Annotated in this window: 14 protein-coding genes and 1 other RNA gene; 13 read left to right on the top strand and 2 right to left on the bottom strand. The window is 66.5% G+C overall.

What is annotated here, in order from left to right; genetic code table 11:
• Positions 1 to 114 precede the first annotated feature (114 nt).
• The 13 genes from pstA to cysG all read left to right on the top strand — a co-directional run bounded on the left by pstA (position 115) and on the right by cysG (position 15,750).
• Complete coding sequence (gene pstA, locus ACQZF9_RS05405; protein ID WP_428313373.1) at positions 115 to 1,812, top strand: phosphate ABC transporter permease PstA; 1,698 nt, start codon at positions 115 to 117, stop codon at positions 1,810 to 1,812.
• Between the two features lie 68 nt (positions 1,813 to 1,880).
• Positions 1,881 to 2,717, top strand: a complete 837-nt coding sequence (gene pstB / locus ACQZF9_RS05410) for a phosphate ABC transporter ATP-binding protein PstB (RefSeq protein ID WP_428313374.1) — start codon at positions 1,881 to 1,883, stop codon at positions 2,715 to 2,717.
• Between the two features lie 70 nt (positions 2,718 to 2,787).
• Positions 2,788 to 3,504 (top strand): phosphate signaling complex protein PhoU, encoded by a 717-nt coding sequence (phoU, locus tag ACQZF9_RS05415; protein WP_428312234.1) that lies wholly within the window; start codon positions 2,788 to 2,790, stop codon positions 3,502 to 3,504.
• A 120-nt stretch (positions 3,505 to 3,624) separates the two neighbouring features.
• Entirely contained in the window at positions 3,625 to 5,916 is a 2,292-nt protein-coding gene (mrcB, locus tag ACQZF9_RS05420) for a penicillin-binding protein 1B (protein ID WP_428312235.1), read from the top strand.
• Between the two features lie 2 nt (positions 5,917 to 5,918).
• A complete protein-coding gene (locus ACQZF9_RS05425) occupies positions 5,919 to 6,551 on the top strand; it encodes a tetratricopeptide repeat protein (protein WP_428312236.1) in 633 nt (210 codons plus the stop codon).
• A 160-nt stretch (positions 6,552 to 6,711) separates the two neighbouring features.
• Positions 6,712 to 8,610, top strand: a complete 1,899-nt coding sequence (locus tag ACQZF9_RS05430) for an ATP-dependent DNA helicase (RefSeq protein ID WP_428312237.1) — start codon at positions 6,712 to 6,714, stop codon at positions 8,608 to 8,610.
• A 148-nt stretch (positions 8,611 to 8,758) separates the two neighbouring features.
• Positions 8,759 to 9,478 (top strand): tRNA (adenosine(37)-N6)-threonylcarbamoyltransferase complex dimerization subunit type 1 TsaB, encoded by a 720-nt coding sequence (tsaB, locus tag ACQZF9_RS05435; RefSeq protein ID WP_428312238.1) that lies wholly within the window; start codon positions 8,759 to 8,761, stop codon positions 9,476 to 9,478.
• Between the two features lie 53 nt (positions 9,479 to 9,531).
• An RNA gene (gene ffs, locus ACQZF9_RS05440) (signal recognition particle sRNA small type) lies at positions 9,532 to 9,628 on the top strand.
• A 208-nt stretch (positions 9,629 to 9,836) separates the two neighbouring features.
• A complete protein-coding gene (locus tag ACQZF9_RS05445) occupies positions 9,837 to 11,855 on the top strand; it encodes an AAA family ATPase (protein WP_428312239.1) in 2,019 nt (672 codons plus the stop codon).
• Between the two features lie 9 nt (positions 11,856 to 11,864).
• A complete protein-coding gene (locus tag ACQZF9_RS05450) occupies positions 11,865 to 12,233 on the top strand; it encodes a hypothetical protein (RefSeq protein ID WP_428312240.1) in 369 nt (122 codons plus the stop codon).
• A 108-nt stretch (positions 12,234 to 12,341) separates the two neighbouring features.
• Positions 12,342 to 13,979, top strand: coding sequence for a DNA polymerase III subunit gamma/tau (gene dnaX, locus ACQZF9_RS05455; RefSeq protein WP_428312241.1), 1,638 nt, complete (start codon positions 12,342 to 12,344; stop codon positions 13,977 to 13,979).
• Positions 13,980 to 14,003: 24 nt separating this feature from the next.
• A complete protein-coding gene (locus tag ACQZF9_RS05460) occupies positions 14,004 to 14,327 on the top strand; it encodes a YbaB/EbfC family nucleoid-associated protein (RefSeq protein WP_428312242.1) in 324 nt (107 codons plus the stop codon).
• Positions 14,328 to 14,355: 28 nt separating this feature from the next.
• Positions 14,356 to 15,750 carry a siroheme synthase CysG gene (cysG, locus tag ACQZF9_RS05465; protein ID WP_428312243.1) on the top strand — a complete coding sequence of 465 codons (1,395 nt, stop codon included), beginning with the start codon at positions 14,356 to 14,358 and terminating at the stop codon, positions 15,748 to 15,750.
• Positions 15,751 to 15,882: 132 nt separating this feature from the next.
• On the opposite strand, the gene dxs is transcribed toward cysG, so the two are convergent.
• A complete protein-coding gene (dxs, locus tag ACQZF9_RS05470; protein WP_428313375.1) occupies positions 15,883 to 17,766 on the bottom strand; it encodes a 1-deoxy-D-xylulose-5-phosphate synthase in 1,884 nt (627 codons plus the stop codon).
• Between the two features lie 88 nt (positions 17,767 to 17,854).
• Entirely contained in the window at positions 17,855 to 18,742 is an 888-nt protein-coding gene (locus ACQZF9_RS05475) for a polyprenyl synthetase family protein (protein ID WP_428312244.1), read from the bottom strand.
• Positions 18,743 to 18,761 lie beyond the last annotated feature (19 nt).

The following is an 18,761-nucleotide window of genomic DNA, read 5'->3' on the forward strand; positions in this document are numbered from 1 at the left end:
ACCGCGTCAGTCGTTCCTTGCACTGCACCCCTTTCGGCCGCCGCGCGGACGTGCAGGACTTCATCAGAGGTTCCCTAGATCATGGCGACTGCACAAGAAGAAATTGCCGCGGCAATGCCCAAGACCCTGGTGTCCAAGGGCACCCAGGGCGTCGGCGCTTACATCGCATCCGGTGCGCCCTATGTCTGGGTGACCGCGGCCGCGATTTCGATGGCCTTCATCATCACGTTGTCGCTGCTGGTGCTGACGGCGTCGCGCGGCCTGCCGCATTTCTGGCCGGCGGATCTGGTGCAGGGCAGCTACCAGGAGCCGGGTGGAAAGTCCGAGCCGCTGCTGGTCGAAATCCGCAGCACCGAGGAAGTCACCACGGCGCGTCTGCTGAGCGCCGGACTGAAGATCGAGGACAGCAAGCCGCTGCACGATCGCATTCTGGTCAAGGTAGCCAACCGCGATCTGCTGGGCGCGGATTTCCGCTATCTGCTGTCGGACTGGTTCACCGCGCGTACCGAGCCGCAAGATGCCACCGTCTTCGAGCGCGTCGAATGGGGCAATTTCCACGGTTTCCTGACCGGCCTGGAAGAAGACGGCAAGAGCGTCGCCAGCGGTGCCGACACCTGGGCGGCTTTCAGGAAGGCTGAGGCTCGCGCAGACGATCTGCGCGGCAAACTGCATGCGATCGAGAAAGGCCGCATCCGCAGCATCAATTATGCGATCGAGCGCGTGCGCCTGGACGAGCGTCGTCTTGCCCTGGCAGGCCATACGCCCGAGAACGCGGCCGCCGACTACGCCAGGCTCGACGCGCGTCGCAAGGAGCAGCAGGCGCTGTACGAAGGCCTGCGCGGCGAGCTGGAATCGCTGAAGAAGGAACTGGCGCGCGACACGCTGATCGTCAGGACCGTCGACGGCACCGAAGTGAAGCTGCCGCTGGCGAAAGTACTCGACGCGTACCGGCCGAACGAGATGAACGTGTTCGTCAAGATCGGCTTCTTCTTTCACAAGATCTGGGAATTCGTGTCGGAAGATCCGCGCGAGGCCAACACCGAGGGTGGTATTTTCCCGGCGATTTTCGGCACCGTGATGATGGTCATGCTGATGTCGATCGTGGTGATGCCGTTCGGTGTGCTCGCCGCCCTGTACCTGCGCGAATACGCCAAGCAGGGCGTCGTCACGCAGTCGATCCGCATCGCGGTCAACAATCTGGCCGGTGTGCCGTCGATCGTCTACGGCATGTTCGGCCTGGGCTTTTTCGTCTACTTCGTCGGCGCCAACATCGACAAGGCGTTCTATGCCGAATCGCTGCCGTCACCGACCTTCGGCACGCCCGGCATCCTGTGGTCGTCGCTGACCCTGGCGCTGCTGACCTTGCCGGTGGTGATCGTCGCCACCGAGGAAGGCCTGGCGCGCATTCCGCGGTCGCTGCGTGAAGCGTCGCTGGCCCTGGGTGCGACCAAGGCCGAGACGCTGTGGCGCGTGGTGCTGCCGATGGCCTCGCCGGCGATGATGACCGGCCTGATCCTGGCGATCGCGCGCGCCGCCGGCGAAGTCGCGCCGCTGATGCTGGTCGGCGTGGTCAAGCTGGCGCCGTCGCTGCCGCTGGACGGCGACGCGCCGTTCCTGCACCTGGAGCGCAAGTTCATGCACCTGGGCTTTCATATCTACGACGTCGGCTTCCAGTCGCCGAACGTCGAAGCCGCGCGGCCGCTGGTCTACGCCACCGCGTTCCTGCTGGTGCTGGTGATCCTGGCGCTCAATCTTTCCGCGATCAGCATCCGTAACCGCCTGCGCGAGCGCTACAAGGCGCTGGAAGGCTAGCTCTCAAAGGCTGGACAAGCGCCCCGTTCGCGTCGAGGATTCAAATGGATTCCCCCAAAATGACTAACGTGCAAAACCGAACTCCGATCAGCCATGGCATCGACATCTCGTCGATGGAACGCACGCAAGTGCCGACGCGCATCGAGGACGAGTCGATCGCGATCGAGGTCGAGAAGCTCGATCTCTACTACGGCCCCAAGCGCGCGCTCAACAGCGTGTCGATGAAGATCCCGCACAAGAAGGTCACGGCTTTCATCGGCCCGTCCGGCTGTGGCAAGTCGACCTTGCTGCGCTGTTTCAATCGCATGAACGACCTGGTCGACGGCTGCCGCGTCGAAGGCAATCTGCGCCTGGACGGCAAGAACATCTACGACCGCGACGTCGACATCGCGATGCTCCGTCGCCGTGTCGGCATGGTGTTCCAGAAAGCCAACCCGTTCCCGAAATCAATCTACGAGAACGTCGCCTATGGCCTGCGCCTGGCCGGCATCAACAAGAAGCGCGTCATCGACGAAACCGTCGAATGGGCGCTCAAGGGCGCCGCGCTTTGGGACGAGGTCAAGGATCGCCTGGATGATTCCGCCCTGGGCCTGTCCGGCGGCCAGCAGCAGCGTCTGGTGATCGCACGTGCGATCGCGATCCACCCGGACGTGATCCTGCTCGACGAGCCCTGCTCGGCGCTGGACCCGATCTCGACGCTGAAAGTCGAAGAGCTGATCACCGAGCTGAAGAACAACTACACGATCGTCATCGTCACCCACAACATGCAGCAGGCCGCTCGTGTCAGCGACTACACCGCGTTCATGTATGTCGGTGACCTGATCGAGTTCGGCAATACCGATCAGTTGTTCACCAAGCCGAGCAAGAAGCAGACGGAAGACTACATCACCGGTCGTTACGGCTAAACGCCGCTGTCTTTGCTTGTATATGTTGTAGACCTTGCAAATCCGCAGTTGATGATCCGCAGAGCGACAGATGAATACGACCGGCTATAAATCGCATATCTCCAGCCAGTTCAACGCCGAACTCGAGGACGTGCGCCAGCGCGTGCTGGCGATGGGTGGCCTGGTCGAACAGCAGCTGATCGACGCGACCAAGGCGCTGATGGATCTGGACACCGAGCTCGCCGAGCAGGTGTTCCGCACCGACGACAAGGTCGACCAGCTCGAGATCTACATCGACGAGGAATGCTCGCGCATCCTTGCGCGCCGCCAGCCGACCGCCAGCGATCTGCGCCTGGTGCACGCGGTGATCAAGACCATCACCGACCTGGAGCGCATTGGCGACGAGTCACACAAGATCGCGAAGATGGCGCATGAGCTGTCGACGCAGGAGCGCATGTACGAAAACATGATGGAGACGCAGCATCTGTCCCGTCAGGTTTCGCAGATGGTGCGCGGCGCGCTCGACGCATTCGCACGCATGGACGCCGACGCGGCGCTCGCCGTGGTGCGCGAAGACGTCAATGTCGACCGCGAGTACGAGGCACTGCTGCGCCAGTGCATCACCTACATGATGGAAGAGCCGCGCACCATCGGCCGCGTCATCGACCTGATCTGGGCGGTGCGCGCGATCGAGCGCATCGGCGATCATGCCAAGAACATCGCCGAGTACGTGATCTACTTCGTCAAAGGCAAGGACGTGCGCCACACGCCGCTGGACCAGGTCGAGCACGCGGTTCGCGGCGAATAGGCTGCCGTTCAGCTTGGCGTTACCGCGGCGCGCGGCGGTCCGCGCTCGCGGATTTCGCCGGCGCAAGCCGGTATGATGGCGCGCCATATGGCGTCCCCTTACAGAAAGAACCGCCCCCGCGTGCCTCGCCAGTTCTGGTACGGGCTGGCGGCTGTCGGCCTGGTGCTGGCCAGCATCGGCCTGGTCGCGTTCTCGTATTACCTGGTGGCGCTGGACAAGGACATCCGCACGCGCTTTGCCGGTGTGCGCTGGGCTTTGCCGGCCCAGGTGTTCGCCTCGCCGCTGGAGCTGTACTCGGGGCTGAACCTCGACGCCGGTGATCTGAAGCACGAACTGGAACGGCTCGGCTACCGAAACAACGACACGCTGGACGGCCCCGGCGAATTCGTGCTCGCCAAGGACCGCGCCGACATCTACATCCGCGCCTTCCATTTCTGGGACGGTCCGCGTCCCGAGAGCAAGATCAGCGTCAAGTTCGCGGCCGGCGGCATCGCCGACGTCGCCGATGCCGGCAGCGGCGAGTCGCGCGACATCGTGCGCATGGACCCGATGCTGATCGGCAGCATCTACCCGCAGCAGGACGGCGAAGACCGGGTACTGGTCAAGCTGGACGAGGTGCCCGACCTGTTGCGCGAAGGCCTGCTCGCGGTCGAGGACAAGGACTTCTACGATCACTTCGGCATCAGCATCCGCGGCGTCGTGCGCGCGATGTTCGTCAACCTGCGCGCCGGCCACACCGTGCAGGGCGCCAGCACCGTGACCCAGCAGCTGGTACGCAATTTCTTCCTGACGCTGGATCGCACCTGGTCGCGCAAGTTCAACGAGATGTTCATGTCGATCCTGCTGGAACGGCATTACTCGAAGAACGACATCCTCGAAGCCTATTTCAACGAAATTTATCTGGGCCAGGACGGCAATCGCGCGATCCACGGCTTCGGCCTGGCCAGCTGGTTCTATTTCAACAAGCCGATCGGCGAGCTGCGCGATCACGAAGTGGCGCTGCTGGTCGGCGTGGTCAAGGGGGCCTCGTTCTACAACCCGCGGCGCAACCCGGTGCGCGCCAAGGCGCGTCGCGACGTGGTGCTGCGCGTATTCAAGGACGCCGGCCTGATCGACGAGGCCGAGATGAACGCGGCGATCGCGCGGCCGCTGTCGCTGGCCGGCAGCAAGCAGGGCGGCGTAGAGCGCTATCCGGCCTTCGTCGACATGGTCAAGCGCCAGCTGCGCGGCCAGTACAAGGACAGCGACCTGACCGACGAAGGCCTGCGCATTTTCACCACGCTCGATCCGCGCGCGCAGGAAGCCCTCGAACGCAACATCGAGCAGGGCCTGAGCGAAATCGAGAAGAGCAAGAAAATCGCCACCGACACGCTCGAGGCGGCCGGCGTCGTCACCAGCGTCGGCGGCGGTGAAATCCTTGGCGTCGTCGGCGGCCGCGACGTGCGCTACAGCGGCTTCAACCGTGCGCTGGATTCACGCCGCTCGATCGGCTCGCTGGTCAAGCCTTTCGTCTATCTGACCGCGCTGGAGCAGGGCGACCGCTACAACCTGCACAGCATCCTCGACGACGAGCCGATCGAACTGAAGCTGCCGACCAAGCAGATCTGGGCGCCGCAGAACTACGATCACAAGCTGCACGGTCCGCAGCCGCTGTACAACGCGCTCGCGCAGTCCTACAACCTGCCGACCGTGCGCCTGGGCCTGGAGATCGGCGAGAAGGCCGTCGCGGCGACGCTGAAGCAGGCCGGCTACACCGCGAATCCGCCGCTGCTGCCGTCGATGTTCCTCGGCGCGGTCGACGTCGCGCCGGTGGAAGTCGCGCAGATGTTCGGCACGCTCGCCGCCGGCGGCTTCCAGAGTCCGCTGTCGTCGATCCGCGAAGTCACGACCAAGGAAGGCGAGCCGCTGAATCGCTATCCGATCCGCGTCAAACAGACGCTGCCGGAAGGCCCGGTGTACCTGACGACCTGGGCGATGACCCAGGTGATGCGCCTGGGCACCGGCCGCAGCGCCTACAGCGTGTTGCCCGGCGACATGACCCTGGCCGGCAAATCCGGCACCACCGACGACCTGCGCGATTCCTGGTTCAGCGGCTTCTCCGGCGATCGCGTCGCCGTGGTCTGGGTCGGCCGCGACGATTACAAGCCGATGGGCCTGTCCGGCTCCACCGGCGCGCTGTACATCTGGTCGCGGCTGATCAGAGATCTCAAGGTCAAGCCGCTGGACCTGATCCCGCCGCCCGATGTCGAAGAGCAGGAGGCCGACAGCATCACCGGCCTGCGCGCCGACGACGGCTGCCAGAGCAGGCTGCTGATACCCTATCTGCGCGGTTTTGCGCCGCAGACCTGGGCGCCCTGCGCGCATGCTGCGGAGTCCCAGCCCATGCAATGGTTGCGCGAGATATTCCAATAGCCATGTCGATCCGCAATTCCGGCCGCGATTCCGGCCGCATTTCCGGCTGCGCCCCCGCCAGCCTGCTGCTGGCTTCGCTGATGCTCGCCGGCTGCGCCAGCACGCAGGGCGAACACACCTCGTCCTGGCCCGACAACATCGGCCGCACGATTCCGGCACCGACGCAGCCGGTGCCGCCGCCGCGCCAGCCGGTGCCGATCACGCCCGGCACGCCGGTGCCCGGCGATCCCTCGCTGGCGATGATTCCGCCGCCGAAGACCGTGCCGACTTACCCGAAGGCGGCCGAAGACATCAGCAGCCAGGCCGTGGTGTCGCTGATGAAGCAGGCGCGCACCGCGCGCGCCGCGGGCCAGTTCGACCAGGCCAGTGGCGCGCTGGAACGCGCGCAGCGCATCGAGCCGCGCAACTACTTCGTCTGGAGTTCACTGGCGCGCGTGTACCTGGACAAGAAGGACTACGACAACGCCGAAAGCGTCGCGCTGAAGTCCAACAGCCTGGCGCGCGGCAACATCTACGTCGAGCTCGAAAACTGGAAGATCATCGCCGCGGCGCGCCAGGCGCAGGGCGACGCGATCGGTGCGCTGCAGGCCCAGGGCAAGGCCGACGAGATCCAGCGCGGCATCAGCGGCGGCTGAGGCGTGTCCGGCCGGACCTGCTCAATCAATCTCCGTTCGTCCCGAGTAGCTCACGCAGTGAGCGTATCGAGGGACCCGATCGATGTCCGGTCCCTCGATACGCGCCGCTGCGCGGCACTACTCGGGACGAACGGAGTTAGGGTCAAGGCATCAACCTTCCGTGAATGACCTCGACGAGCTCTTCGGCGACGGCGGCGTCCTCGCCCGCGGGTTGCCCGGTTTCGTCGCACGCGCGCCGCAGCGGGCCATGGCGCAGGCCGTCGCCGACACCGTGGAGCAGGCCGGCACGCTGATCGTCGAGGCCGGCACCGGCACCGGCAAAACCTATGCTTACCTGGTGCCGGCGCTGGTCGCCGGCAAGCGCGTCGTCGTCTCCACCGGCACCAAGAATCTGCAGGATCAGCTGTATCGGCGCGATCTGCCGCGGCTGTTGGGCGCGCTGAAAGTGCCGGCGCGCACCGCGCTGCTCAAGGGCCGCAGCAACTACGTCTGCCTGAACCGGCTCGAGCGCGCGCTGCTGACGCCGGGCTGGCGTTACGACGACCGGCTCAATCGCATCCGCGCGTGGTCGCGCAGCACCGATTCCGGCGAACTCTCCGAACTCGGCGATCTGAAGGACGACGATCCCCTGTACGCGCGTGTCAGTTCCACCGCCGACAACTGCCTCGGCGCCAAATGCCCGGATTTCGCCGAGTGCCACGTCGTCAAGGCGCGGCGCGCGGCGCTGGCCGCGGACCTGGTCGTGGTCAATCACCATCTGCTGTTCGCGGACTTTCTGTTGAAAGAGGAAGGCTTCGGCGAAATCCTGCCGGGCTGCGACGCGGTGGTGATCGACGAGGCGCATCAGCTGCCGGAGCTGGCGACGCAGTTCTTCGGCGTGCGCGTGTCGACACGCCAGTTCCGCGACATCGCGCAGGACGCGCAGGCCGAGGCCGAAGAGTGGGGCGATCTGCCGGATCTGGTTACCGCTGCCGAAGCGCTCGCCAGCGCGGTTGTGCCGGTGGAAGCGGTGTTCGCGACCATCAACGGCCGCCTGCGGCTCGAAGATTTATTGATCCGGCCGATGGTGCCGAAGCTGATCGATCAGCTCGACGAGAAACTCTTCGAAATCCGCCAGACCCTGAAAGCCTACGAGGACCGCTCGCCGGCGCTGTCCGGCATTTTCGAGCGCGCCGCGACCTTGTACGAGCGCTGGGCGCTGCTGACCGCGCCCGAGCAGCTCGAAGGCCGCGTTCGCTGGGTCGAAGCGCGCGGTCGCGGCGGCAGCTTTCACCAGACGCCGATCGAAGTCGCCGAAAACTTCGCGAAAATGCGCGAGACCCACGAAGGCGCGTGGATCTTCACCTCGGCGACGCTGTCGTCCAATGGCGACTTCGGCCATTTCCAGCGCCAGCTCGGCCTGGTCGATGCGCAGACGCTGGCGTTGGACAGCCCTTTCGATTTCGAAAACCAGGCGCGGCTGCATCTGCCGGCCGGTCTGCCCGAGCCGAACGATCCGTACTACACCGCGGCCTTCATCGACAGCATCGTGCCGCTGATCGAGGCCGCCAATGGCGGCGCCTTCGTGCTGTGCACCAGCCATCGCGCGCTCAAGCTGGTCGCGCAGGCGCTGCAGACGCGGCTGGCGCAGACCTTGTTCGTGCAGGGCGACGACGACCGCGCAAGGCTGCTGGAGCGCTTCACCGCCGACGGCAACGGCGTGCTGGTCGGCACCAGCAGTTTCTGGGAGGGCGTCGATGTTCGCGGCCGCGCGCTGCGCATGGTGCTGATCGACAAGCTGCCGTTCGCCGCACCCGGCGACCCGGTGTTCGAGGCGCGCCTGAGCGCGATCAAGCAGCGCGGTGGCAATGCCTTCTTCGACTACCAGTTGCCCGAGGCGGTGATGATGCTGCGCCAGGGCGCCGGCCGGCTGATCCGCGACATCGGCGATCGCGGCCTGCTGGTCATCGGTGATCCGCGGCTGCGCAGCAAACCCTACGGCCGCAAGGTGCTGCAGGCCCTGCCGCCGATGCCGCTGATCGACCGCGACGCGGCGCTGGCCTGGGCAAAGACGCTATGAGCGCCGCCGAATTCCCGATCGAAATTCCCTCCCCCGCGAGCGGGGGAGGGCCAGGGTGGGGGCGGGACGCCGCAACGCAGCTCTCTCGTCGCGCCCCCATCCCGACCTTCCCCCGCTCACGGGGGAAGGAGACAGGCAAGGCGAGTTCATGCGCCTGCTAGCCATTGATACGGCCACCGAAGCCTGCAGCGCCGCGCTGTGGCTGGACGGCGCGCTGATCGAGCGCTTCGAGGTGGCCGGCCGCACGCATACCGAGAAGCTGTTGCCGCTGGTACAGGCGCTGCTGGCCGAGGCCGGCATCCGGCCGGCGCAGCTCGACGGCCTGGTCGCCGGCATCGGGCCGGGCAGCTTCGCCGGCGTGCGCATCGGCGTCGGCCTGGTCAAGGGTCTGGCCCTGGGGCTGGACCGGCCGGTCGCGGGGATCAGCTCGCTGGCGATGCTGGCGCAGGCCGCGATCCGCGGTGGCGCGCAACGCGTGCTGCCGTGCATCGACGCGCGCATGAGCGAGATTTACCTCGGCGCCTACCAGCGTGGCGGCGACGGCCTCGCGCAGTCGCTCCAGTTCGATCAGGTGGTGCCGCCGGAGCAGGCCGATCTGAGCGCCCTTGCCGGCGACTGGACCGCGGTTGGCACCGGCTGGGGCAGCTACGACGCCATTCTGCGACAACGTCTTGCAAAAGCGCCGCTTTCAGTCGACGGCAGCGCGCTGCCGCATGCGCAGGATGCGCTGCTGCTGGCGCTGCCGCTGTTTCAGTCCGGGCAGGCCCTCGGCGCGGACGAACTGGCGCCGGCTTATCTGCGCGACCGCGTCGCGCTGACCCTGGTCGAGCAGCAGGCGGCGCGCGCCGCCAAAGCGGCCGGCGCCTAGCCGGGAACGGATCCGGCAATTTGCAGTCGTATCAGCGATAATGGGGCTGGTCCACGCCGGCCCTCCGCGACGGAAAGCCGTGAACCCCGCCAGGCCCGGAAGGGAGCAACGGCAGCGGTGATGCCGGGTGCCGGAGTCAGCTGGCGTGGACCTTCTTCAAGATCAAAGCTTTAGCTGGGGTTTCTTGGGGAACTTTTCAGCATCGTGGCGTGCAACGCGCCTCTGCTAGCGGATTTTGACTGTGTTTTTTGTTTTGCATTGGAACTGATTTGCACATCTTTTGTAACGTCTTTCTGGCTTGTATCCCGGGGCTCTATCCCCACCATTGCCACTCGGCCGGCGCAGACGAGGCAGCACCATGATGGAACCCTTCGAGCAACGCTTGCTGCTCAGCTGGCTCAGCCACTTCTCGGTGAAGGTCGACCGTTATCGCTGGGCGCAGGATGGTTTTACCCGTTTCGTCCTCGACGAAGCCGAGCCGCTGGGCATCGATCTCGGCGACGAAAACCGCACGATCACCAACGACCATATCGTCGAGGCGCTGCGCGCCCGGCTCGACGAGCTGCAGGACACGCAGCCCAGCGTGCTCGAACTCAACCTGCGCGCGGTCGGCGCATTGCTGCGGCTCACCGAGCAGGAACACGCGCTGATGGGCGCGCTGGTCCGCGCCAAAGTGCTGCCGATGTCCGAAGAGCTGTTCGAGATGCTGGAGCTGGACGAAATCCGCGCCGGCGACTCGACGACGATGGGCGTGCTCGCGACCTTGCTCGGCCTGACCCGTGGCGAGCTGCTCGACGCGATGTCGCCGCGCGGCCGCCTGCTCGCCAGCGGCCTGTTCACGATCGACTATCGCAGCGACTGCCAGCCGCTGCCGGCGCTGACGCGGTTCCTGCAGGCGCAGGCCGAGCCGCTGGAGGACGTGCGCGCCGCGCTGCTCGGCGACCCGCTGCTGAAATCGCTGGAGTGGGAAGACTACGATCACCTGCGCGCCGATCGCGATCTCGCTGCCAACCTGCTCAGCCAAGCCGCGAGCCGCCAGGAACGCGGCATTCATGTGCTGCTGTACGGCCCGCCGGGCACCGGCAAGACTGAGTTCTGCAAGACGCTCGCGGCGCAGCTGGGTTTGAAACTTTACGGCGTCGGCCAGGCCGACGAACGCGGCCAGGAGCCGTCGCGCGACGAGCGCGTCGGCAGCTTCCGCCTGAGCCAGAAACTGCTGGAAAACCAGAACGACGCGCTGCTGCTGTTCGACGAGGCCGAAGACCTGCTGCGCGCCGACGGCTACGACGAATATCTGGCCGAGCGCCCGGGCGGTTACGGCTCGCGCGTGTTCATGCACAAGATGTTCGAAGAATCGCGCGTGCCGACGCTGTGGACGGTCAACGATCCCTCGGCGCTCGGCCCCTCGGTGCTGCGCCGCATGACTTTCGCGATCGAGATGAAAGTGCCGCCGGCCAAAGTCCGTGAGCGCGTCTGGCAGCGGCTGCTCGACAAGGAGAAGGTGACGATCCCGGCCGAGGAAATCCGTCGTCTGGCGGAAGACTTCGACGCCGCTCCGGCGATCGCCGCGGGCGCGGTGCGTTCGGCGCGTCTGACGTCCGGCGGCAGCCTCGAAATCCGCCGCGCGGTGACGTCGATCGCCAAGGTCATGCGCGGCGCCGAGACGCCGCCGCGGCCGAACAACAGCATCATCTACGAGCCCAGGCTGATCAATGCCGACCTGGATCTGGCCAACCTGGCGACGCGTCTGAGCGGCCTGGAGACGCGCGCGTTCTCGCTGTGTCTGTACGGCCCGCCGGGCACCGGCAAGAGTGCCTACATCCGCTGGCTGGCGCGCGAAATGGGTCTGGAAGTGATCCAGAAGCGGGCCTCGGACCTGCTGTCGAAATGGGTCGGCGAAAACGAGCGCAACATCGCCGCCGCGTTCGCCGAAGCACGCGACACCGGTGCCTTCCTGGTGTTCGATGAAGCCGATTCGCTGCTCGGCGATCGGCGCAGTGCGAGCCAGGGCTGGGAGATCAGCCAGGTCAACGAGATGCTGACCTGGATGGAAAGCCACGAGCATCCGTTCGCCTGCATCACCAACCTGATGAGTCACCTCGACGAGGCGGCGCTGCGGCGTTTCTCGTTCAAGGTGAAGTTCGATTTCCTCAAGGCCGATCAGCGCGAGATCGCGTTCCGTCATTATTTCGAGCAGGAGCCGCCGGCCGGTGTGCGCGAAATCGATTCGCTGACGCCGGGTGACTATGCGGTGGTGCGGAATCGCGCCAAACTATTGGGCGAGATGGGCAACGGCGCCGAACTCAAGAAGATGCTGGAAGCCGAGGTGGCAGTGAAGCCGCACTCGCGCAATAAAATCGGCTTTTCTCACGGGTAAATCTGCGATATGCGCATTTTCGTAATGCTGTGCCTGAGCAGCCTGCTGGCGCTGGCTTCATTCTCCGCCGTGGCCGCTGGCGACACGCCGTCGGCGCTGCTCGGAACCTGGATCGAACACGGCCAGAACGGCGCGATGCGCTGGGTGCTGGCGGCCGACAGGATCAGCGTCGGCCCGGTCGATCCGCTGGGCAAGGCGCTGGCCGATCCGATCCAGATCGACGTGCTCTACAAGCAGTCCGGCGACGGCTACGCGCTGGTCGCGCGCGCGCCCGATGGCGCCGCGCTCGACGAAGGCCGCGTCCAGTTCAAGGACGGCATCCTGCTGCTGGAACTGCCGGGCATCGGCATGCACGAAATGATGCGCGCCAAGAACTAGCGGCGCGCGGCGCGCACGGCGTTCGCGCTTTGCCGTCGCTGCTGCATTTCCGCGACAATAGGGCTCGCGCAACGGCCTCGATCCTCGACCGCCGCCCATGAGTGATCTATGAGCTATCTCGCCCTCGCCCGTAAATGGCGCCCGCGTCGCTTCGACGACGTGATGGGCCAGAACCATGTCGTCAAGGCGCTGAGCCATGCGCTCGACGGCGACAAGCTGCATCCGGCGATCCTGCTCACTGGCACGCGCGGCGTCGGCAAGACCACGCTCGCGCGCATCATCGCCAAGGGCCTGAACTGCGAGACCGGCGTGTCGTCGCAGCCCTGCGGCATCTGCACCGCCTGCAAGGAAGTCGACAGCGGCCGCTTCGTCGACCTGCTCGAGATCGACGCCGCCAGCAACACCGGCGTCGACAACGTACGCGAGCTGATCGACAACAGCGCCTATGCGCCAGCCCGCGGCCGCTACAAGGTCTACCTGATCGACGAAGTCCACATGCTCTCCAAGAGCGCGTTCAACGCGCTGCTGAAGACGCTCGAAGAGCCGCCGGGCCATGTGAAGTTCATCCTCGCGACCACCGATCCGCAGAAGCTGCCGATCACGGTGCTGTCGCGCTGCCTGCAGTTCAATTTGAAGCGCCTGCCGATTTCGATCATTCGCGATCAGCTGGCGCTGGTGCTGGGCAACGAGAACCTCGAGTTCGAGCCCGGCGCGACCACCGAACTGGCGCGCGCCGCCGACGGCTCGATGCGCGACGGCCTGTCGCTGCTCGACCAGGCCATCGCGTTTTCCGGCGGCGAAACACTGCGCCGCGAGCCGATCGCGGAAATGCTCGGCACCGGTTCGCGTCAGCTGCTGATCGAGTTGCTGCGCGCGCTGACTGCGGCCGATGGCGCGGCGCTGCTCGAATCGTTCCGCAAGATCGAAGCGCAGGCGCCGGATTACGCCTCGATGCTCAACGATCTGTCGGCGCAGTTGCAGCGCATCGCCGTGCTGCAGATGCTGCCCGGCGCACGCGACGATGACGACGACGAAGACCTGGTCGCGCTGGTGCCGACCGTCAGCGTCGAGGACGTGCAGCTCTGGTATCAGATCGGCGTCGCCGGCCGGCGCGATCTGCCGTGGGCGCCCGATCCGCGTCTCGGTTTTGAAATGACCTTGCTGCGCATGCTCGCGTTCAAGCCGGGCGAGGGCGGTGGCGACGGTGTCGCCAAACCGGCGGCTGCTTCGAATTCCCGCACGGCGGCCGCGCCGGTTTCGGCGGCGCCGTCCCGCGCTGCGGCTCCGGGTCCGGTCGAGTCTTTCGGTGTTGCCGAAGCGAAGTCCGTGCATTCGGCCAGTAGCACGCCTGATCCGCAGCTCAAAAGTCTGCCCTGGGCGCAGCTGCACGAGCAGCTCGGCCTCGAAGGCGCAGGCCGCCAGCTGGCGCGCCAGTGCACCTGGAACGGCCGTGAAGGCGACGTGGTGCATCTGGGCCTCGCGGTCGACGCCGCGTTCCTGAATCACGAAACGCGGCGCGTCGCACTCGAAACGGCACTGAGCCGCGTGTTCGGCGAGCCGTTGCGCGTGGTCATCGACATCACCAGCGAAACCGCGCAAAGCCCGGCGCAGCTCGATGCCAAGAGCGCCAGCGACCGCGTGCGCGGCGCGATCGAATCCATCGAGAGCGATCCGGTGGTGCGTGCATTCAAGGAGCAGTTCGGCGCCATGGTGCGGCCGAACTCGATTCATCCGCTCGATTCCTAATATTTTTCAGGCAGGAGAAACCCCATGAAAGGTCCGCTCGGACAACTGATGCGCCAGGCGCAGCAGGTGCAGGACAATCTCAAGCGCGCGCAGGACGAAGTCGCCAAGCTCGAAGTCACCGGCGAGTCCGGCGCCGGCATGGTCAAGGTCACGCTCGACGGCAAGCACCAGGCGCGTCGCGTCGAAATCGCGCCGGCCGCGATGACCGAAGACAAGGAATTCCTCGAAGACCTGATCGCCGCCGCGATCAACGACGCGGCGCAGAAGCTCGATGTCGTCAGCAAGGAAAAGATGGCCGCCGCCACCGGCGGCATGCAGCTGCCGCCGGGCCTGAATCTTGGCCTGTAGTCGCGGCCTGTAAAGCTCGCCGGGCGCCATGGAGCAGTCGTCGAAATGGCCGTATTTCCCGGTTTTTTTGCGTCTTCGCGGCCGCCGCGTGCTGGTCGTCGGTGGCGGCGAAGTGGCGGCGCGCAAGCTGCGTCTTCTGGCGAAGACCGACGCTCGGCTCGAAGTCGTCGCGCGCGAACTCAATGAGGAACTGACGCAAGCAAGCCGCGACGGCGTGATCAGTCACGTCGCCGCCGACTTCGATGCCACGCAGCTCGACGGCTGCTTGCTGGTGATCGCGGCGACCGACGATGCGGCCTTGAATCGCAGCGTGGCCGCTGCTGCCGATGCGCGCGGCATCGCCGTCAACGTCGTCGACGATCCCCTGCCGAGCAGCTTCGTCACGCCCTCGATCGTCGATCGCCATCCGCTGCTGATCGCGATCGCCACCGGCGGCCAGGCGCCGGTGCTCGGCCGGCGTCTGCGCGAGAAAATCGAGACGATGCTGCCGGCCGCGTACGGCCGGCTCGCCGGATTCATGGGCGCGCGCCGCGCACGTGTGCAGGCTGCGCTGCCACAGGCGGACCGGCGCGGACTGTGGGAGAACTTCCTCGACGGCCCTGGCGCCGAGGCGGTATTGAGCGGCGCCGAAGCCGCCGCCGATGCCGAGCTTCAACGCCTGCTCGACGGCGATGCCCGACGTGGCGAGGTTTATCTGGTCGGCGCCGGTCCGGGCGATCCGGATCTGCTGACGTTCCGCGCGCTGCGGCTGATGCAGCAGTGCGACGTGGTGCTGTACGACGCGCTGCTGCCGCAGGCGATTCTCGATCTGGTGCGCCGCGACGCCGAGCGCATCTATGTCGGCAAGCGCCGCGCGCGACACACGCTGGCGCAGGATCAGATCAACGCCGAGCTCGTGCGCCTGGCCAGAGAAGGCAAGCGCGTGTTGCGGCTCAAGGGTGGCGATCCTTTCGTGTTCGGCCGCGGCGGCGAAGAAATTCAGGAACTCGCCGCGGCCGGCATTGCCTTCCAGGTGGTACCGGGCATCACCGCAGCCAACGGGTGCGCGGCCTACGCCGGCATTCCGCTGACTCATCGCGATCATGCGCAGGCCTGCGTGTTCGTCACCGGCCATCAACGTGCCGACGGCACGCTGGCGCTGCACTGGGATGCGCTCGCGCGGCCGGGCCAGACCGTGGTGATCTACATGGGGCTCAACACCTTGCCGAACCTGTGCGATCAGCTGATCACGCACGGCCTGCCGGCGGACTGGCCGGCGGCGGTGGTGGAGCAGGGCACCTCGCCCGAGCAGCGCGTGATCGTGTCGACGCTGCGCGATCTGCCGGCTGCGGTGATCGCCGCGGACGTGAAAGGGCCGAGCCTGGTGATCGTCGGCAGCGTCGTCACGCTGCGCGAGCAGCTGCGCTGGCGCGATCGGGTTTGAATTGGAGATCCCTCTCCCCTTGTGGGAGAGGGTCCCGCGTAGCGGGGGGAGAGGGGTTGAGGCTGCCAATTCGCAACCCCTCTCCCGGCGCTTCGGGCCACCCTCTCCCGCAAGGGGAGAGGGGCAAGTTCTCTAAGCCTGACGTACCGACTCGCTGCCGTCCAGATCGCGCGCGCGCAGCCGCTTCTGCACCGAACGCAGGATGCCGGCGACATCGAGCCCGCATTGCGCCAGCAGTTCTTCGCGCGTGCCGTGCTCGATGAACGCGTCGGGCAGGCCGAGGTTCAGCACCTGCACCTTGTGGTGCTGCGCGACCAGCACTTCATTGACCGCGCTGCCGGCGCCGCCCATGCGCGCGTTGTCTTCGATCGTCACCAGCAGATCGTTTTCGTTGGCCAGTTCCAGCACCAGTTCGGCGTCGATCGGCTTGACGAAGCGCATGTCGGCGACGACCGCGTCGAGGATGTCGGCAGCGCTCAGCGCCGGCTGCACCATGCAGCCGAACGCGAGCAGCGCAACGCGCGGACGACGACGGCCGCGCGCATCGCGGACGATGCGGCCGCGGCCGATGGCCAGTGGCTTGTATTCGGCTTCGGCAGCCAGGCCCTGGCCGTTGCCGCGCGGATAGCGCACCGCGCTCGGGCCGGGCAGCGCGAGACCCGTGGCGAACATGCGACGGCACTCGTTCTCGTCACTCGGCGCCATGACCACCAAATTCGGAATGCAGCGCAGATAGCTCAGATCGAAAGCGCCGTGATGCGTGGCGCCGTCGGCGCCGACCAGGCCGCCGCGATCGATCGCGAACATCACCGGCAGGTTCTGGATCGCGACGTCGTGGATCAGCTGGTCGTAGCCGCGCTGCAGGAACGTCGAGTAGATCGCGCAGACCGGGCGCAGGCCTTCGCAGGCCAGGCCCGCGGAAAACGTCACCGCGTGTTGCTCGGCGATGCCGACGTCGTAGTAGCGCTCGGGAAAGCGGCGCGCGTAATCGACCAGGCCCGAGCCTTCGCGCATCGCCGGCGTGATCGCGACCACCCGTGGGTCGCGCTCGGCGGCGTCGCACAGCCAGTCGCCGAACACCTGCGTATACGTCGGCGCGCCAGCGGCTTTCTTCGACGGAAACGCGCCGGTCACCGGGTCGAACTGGGTGACGCCGTGATACTTGATCGGGTCGGCCTCGGCCGGCTCGAAGCCCTTGCCCTTGGTCGTGATCACGTGCAGCAGCTGCGGGCCGCGCGCGTCCTTGATCGAATCCAGCGTGCGCGTCAGCGCGTCCAGATCATGGCCGTCGATCGGCCCGTGATAGCTGAAGCCGAACGTGCGGAACAGCGCGCCCGGATTGTCCAGATGCGTCTCGATATGGTCTTCGCCGTCCTGCGGCAGCCGCACCAGATGCGGGGCGACCAGGCCGAGCTTGCTCATCAGCCGCGCGGAATGATCGCGCAGGCCGCCGACGTTCTCGGAGATCGACATGTCGTTGTCGTTGTAGACCACGAGCATGTCGAGGCCGGCGTGGCCGGCGTGATTCAGCGCCTCGAACGCCATGCCGCCGGTCATGCCGCCGTCGCCGATCACCGCGACCGCGCGGCGCTGCAACTTCTGCACACGGAACGCCGCGGCCATGCCGGCGGCGGCCGAGATCGCGGTACTGCTGTGGCCGACGCCGAAGGCGTCGTACTCGCTCTCCGAGCGCAGGTTGAACGGCGCTAGGCCGCCGAGCTTGCGGATGGTCTCGAGCCGCGCGCGGCGGCCGGTGACGATCTTGTGCGGGTAGGCCTGATGGCCGACGTCCCAGACGATGCGGTCTTCCGGCGTATTCAGGCAGCGGTGCAGGGCCAGCGTCAGCTCGACGGTGCCAAGGTTGGCCGCGAAGTGGCCGCCGATGCGGCCCAGGGTCTCGATCAGGAAGCGCCGCAGCTCGACTGCCAGGTGCGGCAGGTCTTCGCTGGGCAGGTTCCGCAGGTCGGACGGCGCGTTCACGCCACCGAGCAACGAGTAACCCGGAATGTCGGTCATGTGGGAAATGGTCAAGAGTATTAAGGGATTATCGGTGAACACCGCGTGCGGGTCATGTCAGCCGCGCCGGCGCGGGCTGGCGCGCCCGTCAATGCCGGCGGCCCTGGATATGGTCCGCGAGCCAGACCAGCGGCAAGGCCTGATCGCCAAAAATGCTCAGCACACTGCGGGCTTCATCAAACAGTTCTTCGGCACGTTGCTTGGCGGCGGCGAGGCCCATCACGGAAGGATACGTCGATTTGTGCGCTGCAACATCCTTGCCGGCGGTCTTGCCCAGCTCGCCCGCCGCGCCCTCGATGTCGAGCACGTCGTCCTGGATCTGGTAAGCCAGGCCGATCAGCTTGCCGTAGCGGTCCAGCGCGTATTCATGCGTTGCCAGCAAATCGGGCTGCGCGCTGCAGGCCAGAGCCAGGCTGGCGCGGATCAGCGCGCCGGTCTTGTGGATGTGCAGCGCCTCCAGCTCCGGCAGGCTCAGGCTCTGGTTCTCGGACGCGAGGTCGACGGCCTGGCCGCCGACCATGCCGCGCGAGCCGGCCGCGTCGGCGAGCAAGCCGACCATCTTCAGCCGCGCCTCGGCGGGCAGCGCCGCGGCGCGCGCCAGCACCGCGAACGCCAGCGCCTGCAGGCCGTCGCCCACCAGGATCGCGGTGGCCTCGTCATATTGCTTGTGGCAGGTCGGCCGGCCGCGGCGCAGGTCGTCGTCGTCCATCGCCGGCAGGTCGTCGTGGACCAGCGAGTAGGCGTGGATCAGCTCGACCGCGCAGGCCGGCGCGTCCAGGTGATCCACGTGCAGGTTCAGCACTTCGCCGGCGGCGTAGACCAGCAGCGCGCGCAGGCGCTTGCCGCCTTCGGCCGAATAGCGCATCGCCTGGTGCAGCCGCGCCGGGTAGATATCGTCCGCGGGAATGCTGGCGTCCAGCGTGGCCTGAAGCCGCTCACGGTAGAACGCGAGCCGGTGGGAGAAGTCGGTGCTCACGGCGGGCTCCGCGGGCCGC

This window comes from Hydrocarboniphaga sp., assembly GCF_965279055.1.
Classification (GTDB): domain Bacteria; phylum Pseudomonadota; class Gammaproteobacteria; order Nevskiales; family Nevskiaceae; genus Hydrocarboniphaga.

Excerpts from the sequence above, each read along its gene's own strand:
- pstA (WP_428313373.1), top strand. The coding sequence starts at position 115 with ATGCCCAAGACCCTGGTGTCCAAGGGCACCCAGGGCGTCGGCGCTTAC.
- phoU (WP_428312234.1), top strand. The coding sequence starts at position 2,788 with ATGAATACGACCGGCTATAAATCGCATATCTCCAGCCAGTTCAACGCC.
- ACQZF9_RS05425 (WP_428312236.1), top strand. The coding sequence starts at position 5,919 with ATGTCGATCCGCAATTCCGGCCGCGATTCCGGCCGCATTTCCGGCTGC.
- tsaB (WP_428312238.1), top strand. The coding sequence starts at position 8,759 with ATGCGCCTGCTAGCCATTGATACGGCCACCGAAGCCTGCAGCGCCGCG.
- ACQZF9_RS05445 (WP_428312239.1), top strand. The coding sequence starts at position 9,837 with ATGATGGAACCCTTCGAGCAACGCTTGCTGCTCAGCTGGCTCAGCCAC.
- ACQZF9_RS05450 (WP_428312240.1), top strand. The coding sequence starts at position 11,865 with ATGCGCATTTTCGTAATGCTGTGCCTGAGCAGCCTGCTGGCGCTGGCT.
- dnaX (WP_428312241.1), top strand. The coding sequence starts at position 12,342 with ATGAGCTATCTCGCCCTCGCCCGTAAATGGCGCCCGCGTCGCTTCGAC.
- ACQZF9_RS05460 (WP_428312242.1), top strand. The coding sequence starts at position 14,004 with ATGAAAGGTCCGCTCGGACAACTGATGCGCCAGGCGCAGCAGGTGCAG.
- cysG (WP_428312243.1), top strand. The coding sequence starts at position 14,356 with ATGGAGCAGTCGTCGAAATGGCCGTATTTCCCGGTTTTTTTGCGTCTT.
- dxs (WP_428313375.1), bottom strand. The coding sequence starts at position 17,766 with ATGACCGACATTCCGGGTTACTCGTTGCTCGGTGGCGTGAACGCGCCG.